The 20,126-nt window shown below is 34.3% G+C and carries 19 protein-coding genes; all 19 read right to left on the bottom strand.

Features of this window, described 5'->3' with window-relative positions; all coding sequences use genetic code 11:
- Positions 1–323 precede the first annotated feature (323 nt).
- The 19 genes from JYK00_RS01510 to JYK00_RS01600 all read right to left on the bottom strand — a co-directional run bounded on the left by JYK00_RS01510 (position 324) and on the right by JYK00_RS01600 (position 20,121).
- Positions 324–1,049: an ABC transporter ATP-binding protein gene (locus tag JYK00_RS01510; protein WP_228288182.1), complete on the bottom strand. Its 726-nt coding sequence runs from the start codon at positions 1,047–1,049 to the stop codon at positions 324–326.
- Positions 1,039–1,896, bottom strand: coding sequence for an ABC transporter ATP-binding protein (locus JYK00_RS01515; RefSeq protein ID WP_207566964.1), 858 nt, complete (start codon positions 1,894–1,896; stop codon positions 1,039–1,041). The genes JYK00_RS01510 and JYK00_RS01515 overlap by 11 nt, the downstream gene beginning before the upstream one ends.
- Positions 1,893–2,963: a branched-chain amino acid ABC transporter permease gene (locus tag JYK00_RS01520; protein WP_207566965.1), complete on the bottom strand. Its 1,071-nt coding sequence runs from the start codon at positions 2,961–2,963 to the stop codon at positions 1,893–1,895. Before JYK00_RS01520 ends, JYK00_RS01515 begins: the two co-directional genes overlap by 4 nt.
- 13 nt (positions 2,964–2,976) lie before the next feature.
- Positions 2,977–3,891, bottom strand: a complete 915-nt coding sequence (locus JYK00_RS01525; protein ID WP_207566966.1) for a branched-chain amino acid ABC transporter permease — start codon at positions 3,889–3,891, stop codon at positions 2,977–2,979.
- A 64-nt stretch (positions 3,892–3,955) separates the two neighbouring features.
- Positions 3,956–5,074 (bottom strand): ABC transporter substrate-binding protein, encoded by a 1,119-nt coding sequence (locus JYK00_RS01530; RefSeq protein WP_207566967.1) that lies wholly within the window; start codon positions 5,072–5,074, stop codon positions 3,956–3,958.
- Positions 5,075–5,426: 352 nt separating this feature from the next.
- Entirely contained in the window at positions 5,427–6,686 is a 1,260-nt protein-coding gene (locus JYK00_RS01535) for an ABC transporter substrate-binding protein (protein ID WP_207566968.1), read from the bottom strand.
- Between the two features lie 100 nt (positions 6,687–6,786).
- On the bottom strand, positions 6,787–7,128 hold the full coding sequence (locus JYK00_RS01540; protein ID WP_207566969.1) for a hypothetical protein: 342 nt from the start codon (positions 7,126–7,128) through the stop codon (positions 6,787–6,789).
- Complete coding sequence (gene ispG / locus JYK00_RS01545) at positions 7,125–8,159, bottom strand: flavodoxin-dependent (E)-4-hydroxy-3-methylbut-2-enyl-diphosphate synthase (protein WP_207566970.1); 1,035 nt, start codon at positions 8,157–8,159, stop codon at positions 7,125–7,127. Before ispG ends, JYK00_RS01540 begins: the two co-directional genes overlap by 4 nt.
- Before the next feature lie 9 nt (positions 8,160–8,168).
- Complete coding sequence (locus JYK00_RS01550) at positions 8,169–9,650, bottom strand: site-2 protease family protein (protein ID WP_207566971.1); 1,482 nt, start codon at positions 9,648–9,650, stop codon at positions 8,169–8,171.
- 42 nt (positions 9,651–9,692) lie between these two features.
- Positions 9,693–10,790: an ATP-binding protein gene (locus JYK00_RS01555; protein WP_207566972.1), complete on the bottom strand. Its 1,098-nt coding sequence runs from the start codon at positions 10,788–10,790 to the stop codon at positions 9,693–9,695.
- 60 nt (positions 10,791–10,850) lie between these two features.
- The gene (locus JYK00_RS01560; RefSeq protein WP_207566973.1) at positions 10,851–12,887 is read right to left on the bottom strand and encodes an HD-GYP domain-containing protein; all 2,037 of its coding nucleotides are present in this window, start codon (positions 12,885–12,887) and stop codon (positions 10,851–10,853) included.
- A 63-nt stretch (positions 12,888–12,950) separates the two neighbouring features.
- Positions 12,951–14,114 carry a MalY/PatB family protein gene (locus JYK00_RS01565; RefSeq protein WP_207566974.1) on the bottom strand — a complete coding sequence of 388 codons (1,164 nt, stop codon included), beginning with the start codon at positions 14,112–14,114 and terminating at the stop codon, positions 12,951–12,953.
- 4 nt (positions 14,115–14,118) lie between these two features.
- Positions 14,119–14,478: a 6-carboxytetrahydropterin synthase QueD gene (gene queD, locus JYK00_RS01570; protein ID WP_207567588.1), complete on the bottom strand. Its 360-nt coding sequence runs from the start codon at positions 14,476–14,478 to the stop codon at positions 14,119–14,121.
- A gap of 33 nt (positions 14,479–14,511) precedes the next feature.
- Positions 14,512–15,165 carry a 5'-methylthioadenosine/S-adenosylhomocysteine nucleosidase gene (locus JYK00_RS01575; RefSeq protein ID WP_207566975.1) on the bottom strand — a complete coding sequence of 218 codons (654 nt, stop codon included), beginning with the start codon at positions 15,163–15,165 and terminating at the stop codon, positions 14,512–14,514.
- Entirely contained in the window at positions 15,165–15,629 is a 465-nt protein-coding gene (locus JYK00_RS01580) for a chemotaxis protein CheX (RefSeq protein ID WP_207566976.1), read from the bottom strand. The genes JYK00_RS01575 and JYK00_RS01580 overlap by 1 nt, the downstream gene beginning before the upstream one ends.
- Complete coding sequence (locus JYK00_RS01585; RefSeq protein ID WP_207566977.1) at positions 15,614–16,390, bottom strand: GTPase; 777 nt, start codon at positions 16,388–16,390, stop codon at positions 15,614–15,616. The genes JYK00_RS01580 and JYK00_RS01585 overlap by 16 nt, the downstream gene beginning before the upstream one ends.
- Complete coding sequence (pyrH, locus tag JYK00_RS01590) at positions 16,390–17,097, bottom strand: UMP kinase (RefSeq protein ID WP_207566978.1); 708 nt, start codon at positions 17,095–17,097, stop codon at positions 16,390–16,392. The genes JYK00_RS01585 and pyrH overlap by 1 nt, the downstream gene beginning before the upstream one ends.
- Position 17,098: 1 nt before the next feature.
- Complete coding sequence (locus JYK00_RS01595) at positions 17,099–19,567, bottom strand: ATP-binding protein (RefSeq protein WP_207566979.1); 2,469 nt, start codon at positions 19,565–19,567, stop codon at positions 17,099–17,101.
- Positions 19,561–20,121, bottom strand: coding sequence for a hypothetical protein (locus tag JYK00_RS01600; RefSeq protein ID WP_207566980.1), 561 nt, complete (start codon positions 20,119–20,121; stop codon positions 19,561–19,563). The genes JYK00_RS01595 and JYK00_RS01600 overlap by 7 nt, the downstream gene beginning before the upstream one ends.
- Between the last annotated feature and the right edge of the window lie 5 nt (positions 20,122–20,126).

The following is a 20,126-nucleotide window of genomic DNA, read 5'->3' on the forward strand; positions in this document are numbered from 1 at the left end:
GAATAAGATCCCCCTCACATTCGTTCGGAATGACACTCTATTTTCAGGTCATTCCGAGGAGCACATGCGACGAGGATTCCCCCCGCTCCTGTCATTCCGAACCCGAAGGGTGAGGAATCTTGTAATTAGCGAGGTTGGCGAGATTAGCAAGATTAGCGAGAGTTAGCGAGGCTTGTCCTGACCACAAAGCGCGAAAGATCTTGCGAGATTAGCGAGAGTTGGTCTCTTCCTTTTTGTCATTCTGAGCGTGTAGTACAAAGAATGTTAATTTAACGAAGTTTGCGAGATTTTATGCTGTTAAAAAAAGAGGGCATTTGCCCTCTTTAGATTCCAAGATATGCCTTCTTTACATCTTCATTTTCCAGCAATTCTTTTCCTGTTCCTTCAAGAACAATGTTGCCTGTTTCAAGTACATAACCAAAATCGGATATGGAAAGAGCCCCCACGGCATTTTGTTCAACTAAAAGCACCGTAGTACCTTCAGCATTAATTTTCTTTATAACATCAAAAACTTCCTCCACCAGCACAGGAGCAAGTCCAAGAGATGGCTCATCCATCATAATAAGTTCTGGACGTGACATCAAAGCCCTGCTAATAGCAAGCATCTGTTGCTCTCCACCTGATAATGTTCCCCCAAGCTGATTTGTCCGCTCCTTTAACCTTGGAAAAAGCGAAAAAATCCACTCTAAATCTTCTTTTATTCCTTCTTTATCTTTTCTTTTATAAGCTCCCATCATCAGGTTTTCATAAACAGTAAGGTTTGGAAAAATTCTCCTCCCTTCTGGCACCAGAGCTATTTTTTGCATATTTATAACATGTGGGGAAAGATTTGTAATATCCTTACCTTTGTAAATCACGTGCCCTCTTTTTGACTTTACAAGACCAGCGACGCAGGAAAGTGTTGTAGTTTTCCCTGCACCATTTGCTCCTACAAGGGTTATTATTTTCCCTTTAGGTACTTTTACATTTATCCCTTTTACCGCATGAATCGCTCCATAATACACGTGAAGATCCTTTATTTCTAACATAAGATTATTTTCATTCCGCATATTCCCACTCCTTACCAAGGTAGGCTTCTATGACTTTTTTATTGTGTCTAATCTCCATAGGATTACCCTCTGCTATTATCTTTCCATAATCCATAACTATTATTCTCTCACAAATCCCCATAACCACTTTCATATCGTGCTCTATTAGTAAAATTGTTAAATTAAACTTATCCCTGATATACCTTATAAATTCCATAAGTTCTTCAGATTCTTTTGGATTCATCCCCGCAGCTGGCTCATCAAGAAGCAATAATTTTGGTTCAGTAGCAAGGGCACGAGCTATTTCAAGCCTTCTTTGCTGTCCATATGGAAGAGCGCTCGCTTTCTCTTCAGCGAGGTCAATTAATCCCACCTTTTCCAGCAAGGAATACGCCCTTTCTCTCATTTCATTCTCTTTCTTAAAATAACCTACTTTTGTTACTGAACGCCAGAACCAGAGTCTCCCTTTTATTCTTGGCTTTTTGTTATGTTTTTTTAATACTTTGTCTACATCATAATTGTCAAGAGTATGATGTTGAGCTATTAAAACATTGTCCAGAACACTGAGGTCAGAAAATAACCGAATATTTTGAAATGTTCTTGCAATGCCAATATGCGTGATTTGATAAGGTTTTAGAAGGGTAATATCAATTCCATCAAAAATTATACGTCCTTTTGTCGGATAATATATACCTGTAATAACATTAAAAACTGTAGTTTTCCCCGCACCGTTTGGTCCTATTAATCCTACAAGCTCCCCGGGAAATAATCTATTGTCAAAATCGTTAACCGCTATGAGTCCACCAAATGCCATAGTGACATGATCAATATTTAAAATAGGTAATTTTTTTTCAGACACTGTTGTCATTTCTTACCACCTCGCTTTTTGAAAAAGCTGTAAATACCATTCCATGTAAGTTCGCTTCTACCAAAAATTCCCCTGTTCCAGAAAATCATTGTGGAAATGAATATTGCAGAAATAACGAGCAACCGCATTCCCTTTATTCCATTTGGAAAATCAAAACCGAATATGGAGAATGGATCTTCAAGATTTCTCAGCCATTCCATAAGAAGGGCAAACAATATTCCTCCAACAACGGAACCTGAAATACTTCCAAGCCCTCCAAGAACTATCATTATTAAGATATAAAATGTTAGAATTGGTCCAAGAGTGGTAATTCTTGGATCTATGGTTGTAAGCCAGTGAGCATATAAGGCTCCTGCTATTCCTGCAAAAAAAGCACCTATAACGAAACTCATTAATTCATGTTTAAAAACATTTATACCCATAGACTCTGCAGCTATTCTATCCTCTCTTATTGCAAGCAGCGCACGACCATACGAGCTTTTAACAAGACTCACCATAAAAATCACTGTTACCAGGAGCCATCCCCATGCCCACCATGTGTTTGTATAAGCTGGAATACCTTTCAATCCAAGCGCACCATTTGTCACACTTTGCGCATTCAAAGCTACAATTCTTATAACTTCAGCAAATCCAAGCGATGCAATCGCAAGATAATCACCTGATAATCTAAGAACAGGCCATCCTATTATAAAAGCAGCAACCGCAGCCAGAATCCCTCCCGCAATAGTTGCAACAAAAAAGTTTGCATGAAGGTTCTGAATAAAAGGATTTACCGGCTGAATTATAAAAGAACTCACTTTTTGAGCAGGGGTTAGAGTTAAAAGAGATGATGTATATGCCCCAATAAGTATAAATCCTGCGTGCCCGAGCGATAAAATTCCTGTAATTCCATTTATTAAATTTAAACTAACAGCCATAATCGCATAAATTGCCATGAGATCTAAAACCCTAAGTCTATAAGTATCAAGAGTTTCCCGAGCCACCCAGAGTAATATTGCCATACCTATAATGGAAAATACTGTCAGTATTGTAACAGTTTTATTTGAAAGCCTGTTTGTTCTATCCATTGCAATCACCACCTTATACCTTTTCTATCGACTTTTTACCCAAAAGTCCAGAAGGTTTTATAAGCAAAATTATAATAAGAATCAAAAATGCAAATGCGTCTCTATATTGCATTAACGATGGGAAAAATGTAATAAGCATAACTTCAATTATTCCAAGCAAGAAACCTCCTAAAACAGCCCCCTGTAAAGAACCTATACCGCCAAACACAGCGGCAATAAAAGCTTTAAGTCCTGGCATAAACCCTGTGTATGGATAGAAATTTGGATATCTCATAGCCCACATTATACCCGCTATAGCTGCAAATGCTGAACCCAAGGCAAAAGTAAAACCTATAACAAGATCAACATTTATTCCCATCAAAGAAGTTGTAGGTATATCTGCAGATATGGCCCTCATAGCCATACCAATTTTTGTCCTGTAAACTATATAAAACAAAATTAGCAAGGCAACAATTGTAATTCCTATAACAACAAAAGTTATTTGAGGAATAATTACACCGCCTAATTTGAATGTTTTAAAAACAAAAGCTTTATTCTTGCCAAGAACCTGCAAAAATGATTTATAATTTGCACCAAAAACCACTACTGCAAAGCTTTCCAGAAAAAAAGACATCCCTATAGCCGTTATCAGTGCTGAAATTCGTGGAGCATTTCTCAACGGTTTATAAGCAACTCTATCAACTACAAAACCCAGCAATGCTGTAGCCAATATCGCAAAAACAATCCCTAAAATAGTAGGCATTCTCATCAATATAACACCATAAAATGCAAAATAAATTCCCATCATCATAATATCGCCGTGAGCAAAATTTATTAATCTCAATATTCCATACACCATCGTATATCCAACGGCAATAAGTGCGTATAATCCGCCAACCATAATCCCGTTAAACACATTTTGAGTAACAAGAATAGCATTTAATTGCATCAGCTCACCTCCAGAATCAGAAATTCCCGTGGCTTTCGCCACGGGAAAACATTACACAACAACATTATTTTCCAAGAATTTGATCAGGTTGAATAACAGTCTGGAATGCAAATTCACCATTTTTTACAACATCAACAATAACAGATTTTAACGCATTACCATTCTCATCGATTGTAATAATACCAGTAGCACCTTCAAAATTCTTTATGCTTCTTACAGCCTCAGCGATAAGCTTTGGATCAGCTTTTCCTACCCTGCTTATAGCCTCCATTAAGATCATGTAAGCATCGTATCCAAGTGCAGCAAGTGCAGATGGTTTCTTTTTATATTTTCTTACAAACTCATTTACAAACCGTTTGGATCTTTCAGTAACGTTTGCATCTGGATGGAAATGTGTGGTAAAGAACAATCCTTCAACGGCTTCTCCGCCAATTTGCACAAGTTCTGGCGCATCAGCACCATCGCCTGCAAGGAAATATCCTGTAAATCCAAGCATTTTTGCCTGTTGTGCTACAAGGGCAATTTCTGGATAATATCCTGTCACGAGAATTGCATCTGCGCCAAAAGCCAGCGCTTGCGTGATTTGCGCACTAAATTCCTGATCTCCAGTTTTGTAATATATTTTCTTAACCTGTCCACCAGATTTTTTAAATCTGTCTATAAAGAAGTTCGTAAGGCCTACACTATAATCCTGTTCAATATCAACAAAAACTGCCACCTTTTTTACTCCAAGAAGATCAGAAGCAAAAACAGCGAGGGCTCCTCCCTGGAATGGATCTATAAAACAGACCCTTGAAACAAATTTTTTGCCCTGGGTAACAAGTGGATTGGTAGAAGATGGCGAAAGCATTGGTACACCTTTCGTTTCCGCTATTTGTCCACCAGCAAGAGAATGGGAACTTGCAACCTGTCCAATTATTGCTACAACCCCTTCTTTATCAATAGCCCTTGAAACTGCATTGGCAGCTTCTATTTTTTCACTTCTGTTATCAACCAGAACAAGTGTTACATCCTCTCCGAGCACCTTGGGCATTTCTTCGTGAGCTAATTGAACACCTTCCCATACAAGTTCCCCAAACGCTGATATACCACCAGTCATAGGAAGCACAACACCTATCTTAATAACCCCAAAAGTCAGTAAAGAAATAATTAACACGAGCAGCGCCACAACAACCTTTTTCATATTACCCCTCCTTCCCGAATAGTAGTTACACATATTTTACAACATTGAAACCTATCATGTCAAGCAGTTTTTAAAAGAAAAATAATAATTACCATTGCTAATCATTAATAATCACAATTAAATACTATAAAAATAATTTCTATTCTGATACATATAGTAACTATTCAATGAAATTTTTAACCTTGAGTAATTATTTGTTAATATTAAGTTTCTTGTTTTAATTATTCGTTGCACAATACCATGCTGACACAAAAATCTCATAAAATCAGTCAAAATCTTCTCCACAAAAAAAACGGCCACTTGATCAAGTGGCCGTTTGAAGTATTTAGATTATTTACTTGTTTAATACCTATTACTTCCCATATTCCTCTTCAAGATACCTTTTTATTTGATCATCAGCTGTTTTAATTGCTGTTTCCATATCAACTTTTCCGTTTACAAAGTCTGAGAACATATTTCCAACTGTTGTTCTAATCTCATACCAGACTCCAATTTGTGGGTCAAATACTGCATTATCAATTTGTTGCAATGGAATTTCGGCAAGGGGATCTGACTTTACATTTTCTTTCCATATGTTTGTTTCAAGGGCACTCTTTCTGACAGGTATGTAACCTGTATTAATGGACCAGAAAGCTGTAACCTCAGGTGAGATAAGGTATTTCATGAATTCCCATGCGGCTTTCTTTTCCTCTTCTGTAGCTGACTTGAACATTATTATATCTGTCCCAGCAAATGGAACTTTTCGTGTTTTCCAGACAGGTACTGGTGCCCAGGACCAATTAAATTTACCTTTTACAGAAGATGCAACATATGGTCTTCCTGCGATAGTTCCAATATACATTGCTATTTTTTGCATACCAAAAGGATTGTTTAAATATCCTCCCTGATAGTACATTATGCCATCATCTATCATCTTTTTAACAAAGGAAAGTACTTCTCTTGTTTCCTTGCTGTCTATATTAGAAACCCATCTTCCATCAACTTTTTTCAGTATAGAACCGCCTCTCAAAGATAGAAGAATCTGGAAAAAGTCAACAGTTGTTCTAATACCAAAACCATATTGATCTACCTTTCCATCCCCGTCTATATCTTCTGTGAGCATTTTAGCTGCATAATAAAGCTCGTTAATAGACTTTGGTACATCCACTCCATAAAGTGTTAACAGGTCACTGTTGTAGTAAAGCATGTAAAGACTCTTGTTAAATGGTATAGCATATACAGTGTCTCCCCACATACCATTTTCTCGAAGTGGTTTAAAGATATCTTCCCATTCCTCTTTTGTAAGACCTATCTTGGGATCATTCAAAAATTCATTAAGAGATTGAACGACACCACTTTGAATCAATTTGGCAGTCCAGTTTGAATACGCCTGAGAAATTGTTGGAAGTTCTCCAGCCTGTGCGCCTGCAAGAAGCTTCTGGCTGAGAGCACCATAGTTCCCCACATAAATTGCTTCCACATAAATATCAGGATGTGTTTCGTTAAATGAATTTACTATCTGTTCAAGAGTTTTACCATGCCTTCCACCCATAGCATGCCAGAAAATAACTTTTGTCTGAGCAAATGAAAGAATAACACCTAAAAGCATCAAAATCACAAGAAGTTTTTTCATAGCTTGACCCTCCTTTAAATTTAATGGAATAAAGACACAATTTTTACTGTATCATATTATTGTATCATAATCCCTGCCAATTTTTACATACATTAATACCTTAATATGTCCTGTTATTGTATATTATTTCCACTTGAAACTCTTTATCGAGATATTTCAAAGTGATTTTCATTACATTTCTTTCATAAGCTGTTATCACACCATTTTCTGAAATGTAAAATGTCTTGGTAGAATCTTTTACATCAATTATAGTCATGCTTTCAGGAAGGTTTATCGCATTCCCATATAATTTATTCCAGAAAATGTCTTCCGAGTACAGCTGTACAAGTTCTTTTACCTTTTCCTGTTGATATAATTTTGACTGTATATAAATAGTAGGATAAACAGTTGAAATTGCTATTGCCAGCACTACCATTGCTACTATTGCACTTGAATAATTCAACTCTCATCCTCCAGATTTAGTAATAGTTTCTTTATTTCTCCTATAATATTCTCGATTTTTACTTGCTTGAATATTTTCCCATGATAAAATATCACAGCGCCATCTTTTATTCCAGCAACACCTATATCAGCGTCTTTCCCCTCACCTATTCCATTAACAACACAACCAAGTACAGCTATCTTCAAATTCCTCTCCATATTTATCCCTTTCTCAATTTCTTTAGCAACAAATTCCACATCAAATTCACTCCGAGAGCAGGTAGGGCAAGCTATAACCTGTATTCCTTCCTTTAAACCAAGCGAAATCAAAATTCTTTTTGCTATAATAACCTCTTCGATAGGATCTCCGGCAACAGAAACTCTTATAGTGTCACCTATCCCCTTCATCAATAAATACCCCAAAACAATGGACGACTTTACAACGGCCCAATCATAAGTTCCAGCTTCTGTAACCCCAACATGTAATGGATACTGAATAAGTTTGAATATGCGTTCATACGCCTCAATAGTTTCATATACATCAGAACTTTTAACAGATACAACAATATTCTCAAAACCGTGCTTTTCAAGAAGCCTTACTTCTCTCAAAGCTGCCTCACACAACGCCTCAACTTTTGGAAGGTTGTGAAGATCTTTTGGTATAGAACCTGAATTTGCTCCAACACGGATAGGAACTCCGTAATCTTTAGCAGCTTTTATTACTTCAACTACCTTTTCTTCACCACCTATATTTCCAGGGTTTATTCGAATTTTATTCGCTCCATTTTTTATACTTTCTATTGCTATTTTGTAATCAAAATGAATATCTGCAACTATTGGAACTCTTACATTTCTTACTATACTTTTCAATGATTTGGCCGCATTAATAGTTGGTACAGAAACCCTTACAATTTCACAGCCAGCATTTGTTAATTCATTTATCTGTTTTAATGTCGCAGATATATTCTCTGTATTAGTATTTGTCATAGATTGAATAACTACAGGATTATTTCCTCCTATTTTAATGCTACCTATTTTTATCTCTTTTCTCATTGTACCTCCTTAAAAGAATCTTGAAACATCAAGTACTATAAAATAAAACGCTATCCCTATGAGCACAAAAAATCCAATTGTATGGATAAGTGCCTCAAGTTTTCTGTTTACTTTTTTCCTGGTTATTATTTCTATCAAGGAAAAAATTATTCTGCCACCGTCAAGCGCAGGGAGTGGAAAGAGATTGAAAATTCCCAGATTTAAAGTTATAAGAGCTACAACTGTTAAAATAACCTCCCAGCCAGCTTTTGCAGCTTCACCAACAAGTACTGCTATCCCAATAGGTCCGGCAACTTCTTTAGTGTTTTTCCCGAAAAATATCCCGGGTAATGTTTTCCATATATATAAAGCTGCAGAATTACATCTTTGAACAGCAAGAATTACAGATTCTACTATATTTTTAGGTTTTAAAACATAATTCTCTGTCTTGAAAAAGCCTGGTGTAGAAATTTTTTGAGCAAACACTTCTTTTTTCATACTAAGATTAATCTCTCTACCATTTCGTAAAATGGTTATTTCCAGTGTGTCGGAAAGAGGTTTAACCACATTTTTTATTTTTTTTCCCCACATATGTATTTCAAACTGGTTATCTTTCAGGTTAAGAGCACTTACCAGATTTATAAGTGACAGATAATCTTTCACTAAAATATTATCAACTTTTACAAGAATATCTCCTTTTTGAAAAGGTTCCACGTCTTTTGCTATTTCCGGTGACAACCCGGCATAATAAAAGCCGACTGTATATCTTTCAGGAGTATACTGGAAAGCCTTCACCACACCAGATAACTTATTGCCAGAAATATCTTTCATAGTAATATATTCGCCTATTTCAAAATTGTATTTATCAATATCAAAGTTATTAACTTTTACAATTTCTTTCTCTACTTTTCCTCTAACATCATCGACAACTATGAAGTATTCTGGAGGAGTTAATTGCGGTGTAATTGTTAGTTTCAATTTTTCATCGTTTCTCAAGATCGTAAATACTACAGTCTCCCCTTTAGAAATAACATTACTCACTTCAACTGTATCAAATACTTTTTTTCCATTAATCTCAAGAATGACATCGCCTCTCTTAAGTCCCGCTCTTTCTGCCGGGGAATCTTCAACAATTTTATCTATAGTTACCGCAGGAACTCCCCAATTTATTACTATTGGTATAAATAAAACATACGCAGTTAATATGGAAAAAAGCGGCCCCGCAAATGCTATCAACAACCTTTGCCATGCGGGTTTACTATACAGAGAATCTTCTCCCTCTTCTGTAATATCTTCTCCCTTAAGCCTCACATAACCTCCAAAAGGTACTATATTTATTCTTAAAAGCGTTCCTTTTATTTTTTTCTTCCAGATAGCACTTCCAAACCCTATCGCAAATTCAAGAACTTTTACAGAAAAAAGCTTTGCAAAAATAAAGTGTCCCAACTCATGCACTATTACAACTACCATGAAAACTATTATAAAAGCTACAAAATTAAGAATACCTAACACCTCCTTGTTTTTCAGTCTGTTTTATATTAACTATGTGAATCCTTACATTGTATCACTCACTTTTTCAAAAGTTTGGTCTCTTTCTGCTGTTTTGAAGAAAACTAAAAACTTACTGCCCTTATCTTTTTCGGACTCAACCGTTACATCACCACTTTTTTGTAAGGCAAAGGTCCTTACCGCATCAAGACCTATCCCTCTCCCTGCAGCAAAATCAACTTTTTCCCTTGTAGAAAATCCCGGCATAAAAATAGCCCTTTTCCAATCCATGTTTTCTAATTTTTCTTCTTCTATTTTTTTCTCTATTTTCTCTACATCCACTCCCGCACCATCATCTATCACTTCAAGATAAATGTAGTTACCTTTCAAATAAGAACGAATTGTAATCTCTCCTTCTGGTGATTTTCCTTTTTTTATCCTTTCTTCTGGAAGTTCTATACCATGCGTTATAGCATTTTTCACAAGATGAACCAGTATATCCCTCAATCTCGATGCATCTTCTCTTTTTATTTTCACATTGCCGCAGTCTATTTTCAATTTTACTTTCTTCCCCTGAGACATACTCTCTTGAAATACCCATTTTTCAAATCCTTTCAACATATCCTTTAAATTAATATACTTAATCTTTTCTATGGACTCCTGCACCCTTTTTTTCAATACATTCAATTCGCTCAAAGCCTTCATACTATCTCCATTTTTGATAGTGTTTTCTATTTTAAAAATTAATCTCAATATCTCTTCACAATGTTCAGTATTTCTTCTGGGTTCATCCAGAAACTTCGGGACGCTTTTCAACGGCAATTCTCCTAACAATATCTTGTAAAGTTCTGAACTTTCGTCTTCAGATAAATCCTCGTTTTTTCTGGAAATTTCGTTCATAACATACAATAACCTTTCAAAATATTCTTTTGTCACCTTTTTCTTTTTTTCATATTGTTCTTTAAAAAACGTCTCTAATCTGTGCATAAATTCCTGAAAATTCTCAAACCCTACAAGACCCGAGGCACCTTTTATTGTATGAAATATCCTCTGAAGATCTTTTAAGTGTTCCCCGTCTTCTGTTTTAACATATTTTTCAATTTTTACATTTGCTTCATTTAATTTTCTCCTTAATTCCTCAAAAAACAAGTTTCTAAAATCCAAAAGCATCACTCCAAACTTTCAGAATTTAATTAAAATAGATATACGATTGATTCCCTTAACTTATTCGTTTTTATAAACATCTTCATACACTTTATCTATTATTTTAAGAAAAACTTTAACTATTTCCGGATCCCACTGACCTTTTTCATTTTGAAATATCTCTTTAGCTTCATTAATCGATAAAGCCTTTTTATAAGGCTTGTCAATAACCATAACATCAAAACTTTCTGCTATTGATATTATCCTACTCTCAACAGGGATTTCTTCTTCTCTCAATCTTTCTGGGTATCCTTTCCCATCCCATCTTTCGTGATGATAAAGCAATATTTTTGCTTCTTCAATTAGAGGTTTTATATTTTCCAATAACTTATATCCATACACTGGATGTTTTCTTATGTTTTTTAATTCATTCTTGCTAAGAGGTTCCTTTTTATTTAAAATGACTTCATTAATCCCCATCTTTCCTATATCGTGCAAAATTGCAGCACGCCAGATAATGTCGCACTTTGACTTTTCAAATCCCATTTCTTTAGCAATATATCTGGCTATTGTTCCAACTCTTTTAGAATGTCCTTTCATATAAGGTTCTTTCATCTCTGCCATTTCTGCAAAAGTTAGAATAATACTTTCCAGGCAACTTTCTCTCATATCAGCAAGCGATTTAAGATACAAAAAACCCCCAACCACTCTACTGAAAATTTCTACTATGTACGGAGGTATATCAATTGTATCATTATTAAAAGAATCAAAACATATAGCTCCCACTTTTTCCGACAATACATATATTGGAACAAAATAAGAAGAACGTATTTTTGAAGTTCCAGAAATATTCAATTTTTGCTTTACGTTTTCTGGAAGCCTGTTATGAAACTCCAAAAACTCTTTTTGTCCAACATGCCCATCTAAATTCATTGCAGCAATATGCTCTGGATTTTCTATAACAACAGATTTTAGATTTTCTGAAAAGCCAACCAACGCTGTAAAATGATATCCATCCTCAAACTTTAAAATTATACTCCCCGCATCAGCGCCAGGTATTTGATCGACAAGTTTTTCAAGAATATTTTGTGAAAACTCCTCTATTCTTAAATTGGGATCGCTGCTTCTTAAAACTTGATAGATGTCTATCAATTTGTTATTAATATCCTCAAGCTTTTCTCTTAAAGAATTTATTTCATCCAGAGACATTTCAAGTTCCTGTTCACCTGCCGAAATTGAAACCATCATATTATAAAGCTCGGAATATATTATGGAAAATTCATCAAGTCCTGAAATATCTTCTTCAACAACATCACGTCTTTCTTCGAAAATATTTATAGCTCGCATAATACTATTAACAGGTTTCTCTATATTCTCTTTAAATTGCTTTCTTAAATATACCCTTGAAAAATATATATAAAATACAACAAAAACAGCAAATGAAATGGGAAAAATGTATATGTATACTCCTATGTAATCTTTAAGAAAGTTAGTTGATACATAAAAAGTATACCCATGAAATCTTCCTGGATAACTTATTGTGAATACTTTTGCAGGTTTTGTCAGTGATATTCCTAAATTTTTTGCCTGAATCATTTGTGTTAATTTTGAAACAAATCTTTCTGGACTAATTTCAAAAATGAGTGCTTCATGAAATATTTCAGTATTATCCATTGATTTTGTTCGCGGAATTATTACAAAAAGCTTCTTATTTTTTACAACCTCCAACGTTTTATTATCTTTCAAAAGAGCAACCTGTGTGCTACTCAAAGTAAACGCTTTTTCAAGTGGTCTAATATGACTTTCTATTTTTTTATAACCATCGCTGAATGTATAAATATCGTCAACCCATGTAAAATTTTCCATCATTTTTCCAAAATATTGCTCTGGAAAAGGCATATGCGAATAAAGCTCTGAAAACAAACTAATATCATTTACAAACTCGCTAAAAACTTCATTCAACCAATTTTCAGCAATATAAACTTTCTCTTTTAAATTTTTTAAAGACACATAAAAAGTAAAAAAAGTAAAGCCCACAACTGCACCTATTATCACTATTACATACAAAATAAAAATCTTTCTTAAAATCTTTTTTTGCACCCAGGTTGCTAACCTCATGAATATCATCCCCAGAAATACCCAACAAGCTGATTTAAACTGATTTGTTTCAAGTTCCAAAAATTAAACTTTTTTCACACTTTCAACGGTAGATTTTATAATATTCATCGCTTTTTTTATTATATCACGTGATGTAGCTATATTCATTCTTTGAAATCCCTTCCCTCCAAAACCAAATTCGTTCCCATCACTGAGCCATAAATTATTGCTTAAAAGCATTTTATTAATATCCTCTCTAAACTGCCTAAAATCAAGCCACAACAGAAATGTCCCTTCAGGAATAGTCAGCCTGACTTCTGGGATATTTTTTTGTAAAAATGCCTGCACAAAATCTACATTACCTTTGAGATAAACCAGCAGTTCTTCCAGCCACTGTTTCCCGTATTTATACGCCACCTCAGTAGCAACTATCCCAAACAAATTTGACATAACAAGATGGTGTGATTTTAGAAGAGCTTTATAACGTTTTCGTAGCTCAAAATTCGGTATTATAGCATTTCCCATTTGAAGACCAGCTATATTAAAGGTTTTGCTTGGAGCTGTTAAAACCAAGGATATGTCGGAAATTTCCTTTGAAAGAGAAGAAAATACAGTATGCTTGTGCGGAGAATATACAATATCGCAGTGGATTTCATCTGAAACTACCAAAATGTTATGTTTCAAACAAATTTTTCCAAGTTCTAAAAGTTCTTCTTTTCTCCATACTCTTCCAACTGGATTATGTGGGCTACACAAAATAAGCATTTTAGTTCTATCGTCTATAATATTTAAAAGATTTTCAAAGTCCATTTCATAATAACCATTTCTTTCCTTTAAAGGATTCAATATTATTTTTCGCCCAAGTTCACTAATCACTTTATAAAATGGACTGTAAACAGGAGGTTGTACTATAATCCCATCGCCAGGCAATGTAAACGCCTGTATTGCAAAAGAAATACCAGGTACCACACCAGGTATTGTCAATATCCATTCTCTTTTTATTTTATAATCGTGCATAGAGTCAAACCAGTTTATAATAGATTCAAAATAACTCTGTGGATAAAATGTATAGCCATATACTCCATGTTTCGCTCTATCCATTATAGCCGCTATAACTTCAGGAGGGGCCTCAAAATCCATATCAGCTACCCACATAGGAAGGATTTCTGAAGATTTTCCTCTCCACTTCCAATCCCATTTAAATGAATTTGTCCCGCTTCTATCTGGTATACGATCAAAATTGAACACTTTCTCAATCCTTCCTGTAAGTTACATAAGAGGTTGGAGTCTCATAAACTTTTACCTCGTAAAGTCTATAATTTTTCCCTTTCAAATCTTCTTCTAATTGTTTCCATATCCACTCTGCGATATTTTCGGCGCTTGGTTGAGGAATAATTTCATTAATGTAAGAATGATCAAGAATATTTAAAACTTTCTCCTTAACAACTTTTTTCAAAATCAAAAAATCCAGCAGTATACCTTCATCATCTCTTTCTCCACAAACTGTCACAACAAGCTTATATGTGTGCCCGTGAAGTTTTTCACATTTCCCCTTATAACTAATCAGATTGTGAGCTGCATCAAATAAAAATTCTTTTGAAACATAAAACATCATTCTTTCCTCCTGAATAATATACATTCCAGGTTATAGCAAATGCTTCTCCAACATTTCAGCGACTATCGCTGAAGGAAATGGTGCAAGTTTTTTAAAGTTTAATCTATACTCTTTTCTTGTTTCTTTTTCACTTGTATCAACCACTATTTTTAAAGCACAAAAATCTACTCCATTTTCATAACATACTTTCGCCATGGCACTACTATCCATATCTACAACCTCTGCTTTTGTAACCTCATATATTTTCGCTTTTTCATCTTCAGATTCTACAAATACATCTCCACTGGCTATTGTTCCTATAATGACTTTATCATATACATCCACTATTTTTTCTGTTAAAATTTGAGAACCATAGATCTCACATTTTGCACCCTGGCGAGCATAAACATCATGCTCTATATACAAGTTTCCACAAACAATGTCCCCTATCTTTCGCTCCGGATTCAAAGCCCCAGCAGCTCCGCAATGAATGAAATAGCGGGGGTTAAATTTATCTATTATTGCCTGTGCCAGCATTGCTGCCTCTACTTTTCCAATAAGTCCATAGACCAATACTATTTCATTACTACCAATTATTCCCCTTGTATAAGGCCTTTTTATAATTTCTCCGTTTTCAAGAACGGGTAAAAGCTCTCTAAAAGCTCCTATAATTTCCTCCTTCAACACACTTGTAAGAACAATCACTATTTACCACCTCTTAAAACCATATGGATTTCAAAATCACCTTTTTCAAAAATATTCAGTGGTAGTTTTAAAATCACTCCTTCTGCGGTAACTTTTATTTCTTTTCCTGTAATCACCGTTGGAGGTGTAATATCAACATTATATCCGTTTTTTTCAAGATTCATCGCTATAGAACCGCTTGTCATATTCCCAAGCTCTCCCAATGCACTAAGTGCTAATTCATCAAGGGTTTCGTACGGCATTCCCATCATAGTTGAGACAACTTTTATAGCTGTTGTTTCGCTAAAGGAGTATATCAAATTTCCTTCTATTGCCCCGTTAAAACCTATAACAGTCACTATTGGATATTTCGGCTCTATTTCCCTATCAAGTTCTGGTTTCATTATTTCAGGCTCTACTTTAAGCACTGTTTTAAATGTGGAATGTACAGAGTTAATTAAAGAATTAATTATTTTTGCATCCATAGATTTACCTCCTTATCGTATGTAAATTTTCCCATTTTTCCTTCAGAGACAAGCTTGAAAAATGTTGATTGAGAACGTTCTATATCACATACTCCTCCTTTGCCTAAAAAACCACGAGAAGCACCAAACTTTTCAATGAATTCTTCATACGTTTCCTCTACTTTTGCTTCGACTTTAAATATTTCAAACGCTTTTTTGACTATTTCATAATCACTTACACTTTCAAAAGGTATAGAACCTATTAAAAGCAACTTTGCTGCTATATCTTTATTAAATAACTTAGAATATAATATGCCTGGAGTATCTAATAATTTTATTCTTCCAAGGTTTATCCATTGAATGCCACGAGTTATACCTGGAATAGCTCCTGTTTTCACGTTCTTTTTCTCAGAAAACTTATTAATTATAGTAGATTTGCCAACATTTGGAACGCCAGCAACCAGTAATCGAATTTCACCGTATTTACTTTTTGAATTTTTAATCACAAAATCTTTCAATTGCTTCGACGACATTTTTTTGTGAAAAACCACAACAGGGTTAGTATGAGCTATCTTCTTTTTCCATATTTTAGTGTAATTATCATTTGCTATATCTGCTTTGTTTAACACAAATATCAACTGCTTATTTTTAAATATTCCCATCTCAAAAGCAGTTGTAGCTAATGGAGCTCTTGCATCAAGAATTATAAGTACAGTATCCACTGCCTTTACAAATTCTTTTATCTTCCTTTTGGCCTTTTCAATATGCCCCGGATACCACATTATAACTCACTCGGGACAACAAGCGTCCCAACATTTTCGCCTCTTATTGCATAAAGAAGATTCCTCTTTTTAAAGAAGTTCATCACCAGAATTTTCATGGAATACCTTCTGCAAATAGAAAAAGCTTCTGTGTCCATTATTTTCAAATTTTTATCTATGGCTTCATCGTAGGTTAATTTCTCATATAAAACCGCATCGTTATATATTTTAGGATCTTTATCATAGATTCCCGAAACCTTTGTTCCTTTAATTAATATTTCCGCTTTCATTTCCACCGCTCTCAAAGCCGCCGCTGTATCCGTGGTAAAAAAAGGATTACTCGTTCCACCAGCAAAAATAACAACGTATCCCGCGTCAAAATAAAGATTTATATCATCGTAATGAATTGGCCTTATAGAAGGTAGTGTGGAAACCTGAGAAACAACCACTGTTTTTACATTTTCTTTCTCAAAAATATCTTTTAAATAAAGAGCATTAATAACCGTTCCTAACATACCTATTTGATCAGCTATTGTCGGAGAAAGTTCTTCCATCTCACGACCTCTAAACAAATTCCCTGCTCCTATAACGATACCTACGTTAGTTCCATATTCCAGTATACTTTTTAACTCTTCTATTAAATATTTTACCCTCTCATAGTTAAATCCCTTTTCTCCTTCTCCACTGAGAACTTCTCCACTTAATTTTAAAAGCACCCGTTTGTACATATTATCCCTCCAGCAATATTATGTCATCAAAATAATTCAGGATTCGCTTATCACTTGTAAGTAACAGTACCTGTCTTTTACTCGCCTCTTTTTTGAGAATTTTAATAGTATTTTCCAATCTTTTATCATCGTATCTTATGAAAGCGTTGTCTATTATCAAAGGAAGGTTATACTCAGAAATAGAATGATAAAGAGCTATTTTATATGCAAATAACATTTGATCAAAAGTGGCACTACTGAGAATTTCATCAGGTTCTGCGGTGTCACCATTGATTGTAAGTTTTACTGAAAGATTATTTTCTATAACAATTGGAAGAGATCTCTCAATTACCGTGGAAATAATTCTTGAAAATTCTTCCTTAAACTTCTTTCCATAATTTTCCACATATTCATACAATTTTTCCTCAAATATCCTTTTTGCACCCGACAGATTAGAAGGAACAACTTTCAAAAAGGCCAACTTTTGCTGGAGTTCATCACGTTGTTTCAAAAGAGAAAGTAATCTATCAAAATCCACCTGCGTATTATCTAAATTGTTCGAGATAGCAGAATAATGTTTTTCATTTTCTACTATCTGATGTTCAATTTCAGATATTTCCACTATCTTTTCGTTAATTTCATCTGAATATATGTGATTTTCTATCTGGTTTTCAAGAATAGACATTTTGCTTTCTATCTTTGCAAGTTCATCGCGAATTTGCAAATATTCTTCATAAATTTCTTCATAATTTCTCAAATCGTCGTAAGATAGTTTTACCTCCTGCAGAATTTTATTTAACCGCTCTTGCATAACTTCTTTATCTTTTCTCTGCTTCAATATTTTATCCTTAATATTATTCAGTTCCCTTTCCAGGGAAGCTTTTGAAAGCAACAATTTTTGTGCTTCAGAATAAAGTCTATTCAGATAGTCAACACTTGAATCTATCATCTGAGCAGCTGAACCCACACTGAAGTTTTTGAGTTCCTTAATTATTTCAGATTCCAGTTCTTTTAAATCATCACTCAACTTTTTCTGTTCTGCGCTCTGCGCTTTCCATTGTAAATACTCATAGAATTTCTCTCGTAGTTCTTTTAAATCGTTAAGATTGTATTTTTTCAGAAATTTTAAATATTCTGGTTTGGACACCCTTGCCCTTGTCAAACTTTCAACTTCATTTGTTATAGTCTCTCTTTCTAACTCCTTTCTTCTCCAGAAAATAGTTTCTACTATTCCAAGAATTCCAAGAAAAACTGTTCCAGCAAACATCCACAAATTTAAATCTTTAAAAAAGAATCCCAGAATCAAAGTCACAATCGCAGCCAAAAATAGCGATATACTAAAATCTCTATGTAATCTCACAGTTTCTTCTGTGCTTATCATTTTCTTTCTCGCCTGCTCTAATTTTTCCTGAACAACTTCCTGCTGTTTTTTGTACTCATACGCTTCCTGTTCTAATTTTTCAACAACACTTTCATCCTCGTAAAACAATTTCCATAGGGGATTGTCCCCGAAAGCCTTTTCCACTCTTTCTTTTTTTTCATCATACATCTTTTTCAAAAGTGAAATATTTTTTATTCTCAAATAAACATTGTCAAGTTCATTTTCATCTTCTACATTGAGCTGTTTTAACTTACTCTGTAAAGATTCTTCTATTTCTTTCAAATTTTTTTCCAGTTCTTCTACCTGTCCAGACAACCCTTCAATATTCCTTTCTGCCACTTTTACATGCTCAAAAAATTCTCTGGCCTGAAGGATTTTTTCTTTGTCAAGCTCCCCGATCCATTCGTAATTTTGAAAACGCTTATGCAAAGATTCCTTTCTTATTTTTAATTCTCCTAATTCTTTCCTCAAACCTCTTAGATAATCTTCTTTCAGTATTTCAAGTTCTTCTTTTTTCTTTTTCAACAATTCCTTTGCTGCTTTAACCTGTTCTGCTAAATTTTTCTTTTCTTTAAACAAAGCATTGTATTCTTTTACCTGTTCTTTAATACTGGATATTTCTTCATTCAGTTTATTTATTTCCTCAAAAGTTTTATCAATACATTCCTGTATCTTCAATGAATATTTGTCCACTGCTTCAATAGCATTGGACAATCTTAAACCCCACTCGTTTTTCTGCATTTTCTTCTTCATATAAGATATAACAAACGCATCTTTTTCCTTAGTAGTTGTTAACTTTTCTCCTTCCATTATAAAAGCCACTGTTTCAAAAAGATCCCTTTCCACAATTTCGTTGAATTCTCCGTTAAAAAAGTCCACTTTATAATTTCCCGTATCAGTAAATATTTCCCCGCCAAAATTTTCATAATCCCATGGTTCATACTTTCTAAGTTCTTCGCCAGGGCGAGAAAGGGCATTAAGTATAAAATACGCCAGCGTCGTTTTTCCAGATTCGTTTGGCCCATAAATAACATTCATTCCCGGCTTAAACTTATAATCCCTTCTTTTTAGTTTACCAAATCCATCTATTTTTAAACGTTTAATCAACATATGTTCTCACCCCTTAAAACCTTTAAAACCAGGAATTTAAGAATATCATCATCTATGTTTTTTAATAAAGTATCTTCAAACAAATTCTTTGTTTCAAATTTTTCAACGAGAGAAACCACAATATAATCTTTCGAAAGTTCTTCATAACTTTTCTGATTTATAATAGCGTTAATAACCAATATCTCTGTATCGTGTTCTCTGGAAGGAATTTTTTCTATCCCATCAATATAATGTATACCAACCGTTGGTACATCTACTATTCTTTCTTCCCCATCAACTAATATCTTTGGAATATTATTTATTGGTGAAGAGTTTAGTTCTAAATCTTCACCATTTATTATTTCAAAGCTTTTAAAATGAAGAGATAAAACCTCATAAACTTTATCTTCAAGTCCATATTCTCCAAAAATATTGAAGAATTTAAAGTGTGAATCTGGATATTCCTGTGATATAGCTGACAAAAGCTCAATTTTAGCTTGATATATAATATTCCATAGATTAGCTATCCCGGAGGGAATACTGAAAAGTTCAAGATTTCCTACAATAACTTCCATTTTAA

The organism is Thermosipho ferrireducens (genome assembly GCF_017358165.1).
GTDB classification, from domain to species: Bacteria; Thermotogota; Thermotogae; order Thermotogales; family Fervidobacteriaceae; genus Thermosipho_B; species Thermosipho_B ferrireducens.

Excerpts from the sequence above, each read along its gene's own strand:
- JYK00_RS01510 (WP_228288182.1), bottom strand. The coding sequence starts at position 1,049 with ATGCGGAATGAAAATAATCTTATGTTAGAAATAAAGGATCTTCACGTG.
- JYK00_RS01515 (WP_207566964.1), bottom strand. The coding sequence starts at position 1,896 with ATGACAACAGTGTCTGAAAAAAAATTACCTATTTTAAATATTGATCAT.
- JYK00_RS01520 (WP_207566965.1), bottom strand. The coding sequence starts at position 2,963 with ATGGATAGAACAAACAGGCTTTCAAATAAAACTGTTACAATACTGACA.
- JYK00_RS01525 (WP_207566966.1), bottom strand. The coding sequence starts at position 3,891 with ATGCAATTAAATGCTATTCTTGTTACTCAAAATGTGTTTAACGGGATT.
- JYK00_RS01530 (WP_207566967.1), bottom strand. The coding sequence starts at position 5,074 with ATGAAAAAGGTTGTTGTGGCGCTGCTCGTGTTAATTATTTCTTTACTG.
- JYK00_RS01535 (WP_207566968.1), bottom strand. The coding sequence starts at position 6,686 with ATGAAAAAACTTCTTGTGATTTTGATGCTTTTAGGTGTTATTCTTTCA.
- ispG (WP_207566970.1), bottom strand. The coding sequence starts at position 8,159 with ATGAGAAAAGAGATAAAAATAGGTAGCATTAAAATAGGAGGAAATAAT.
- JYK00_RS01560 (WP_207566973.1), bottom strand. The coding sequence starts at position 12,887 with ATGAGGTTAGCAACCTGGGTGCAAAAAAAGATTTTAAGAAAGATTTTT.
- queD (WP_207567588.1), bottom strand. The coding sequence starts at position 14,478 with ATGTTTTATGTTTCAAAAGAATTTTTATTTGATGCAGCTCACAATCTG.
- JYK00_RS01580 (WP_207566976.1), bottom strand. The coding sequence starts at position 15,629 with ATGGATGCAAAAATAATTAATTCTTTAATTAACTCTGTACATTCCACA.
- JYK00_RS01585 (WP_207566977.1), bottom strand. The coding sequence starts at position 16,390 with ATGTGGTATCCGGGGCATATTGAAAAGGCCAAAAGGAAGATAAAAGAA.
- pyrH (WP_207566978.1), bottom strand. The coding sequence starts at position 17,097 with ATGTACAAACGGGTGCTTTTAAAATTAAGTGGAGAAGTTCTCAGTGGA.
- JYK00_RS01595 (WP_207566979.1), bottom strand. The coding sequence starts at position 19,567 with ATGTTGATTAAACGTTTAAAAATAGATGGATTTGGTAAACTAAAAAGA.
- JYK00_RS01600 (WP_207566980.1), bottom strand. The coding sequence starts at position 20,121 with ATGGAAGTTATTGTAGGAAATCTTGAACTTTTCAGTATTCCCTCCGGG.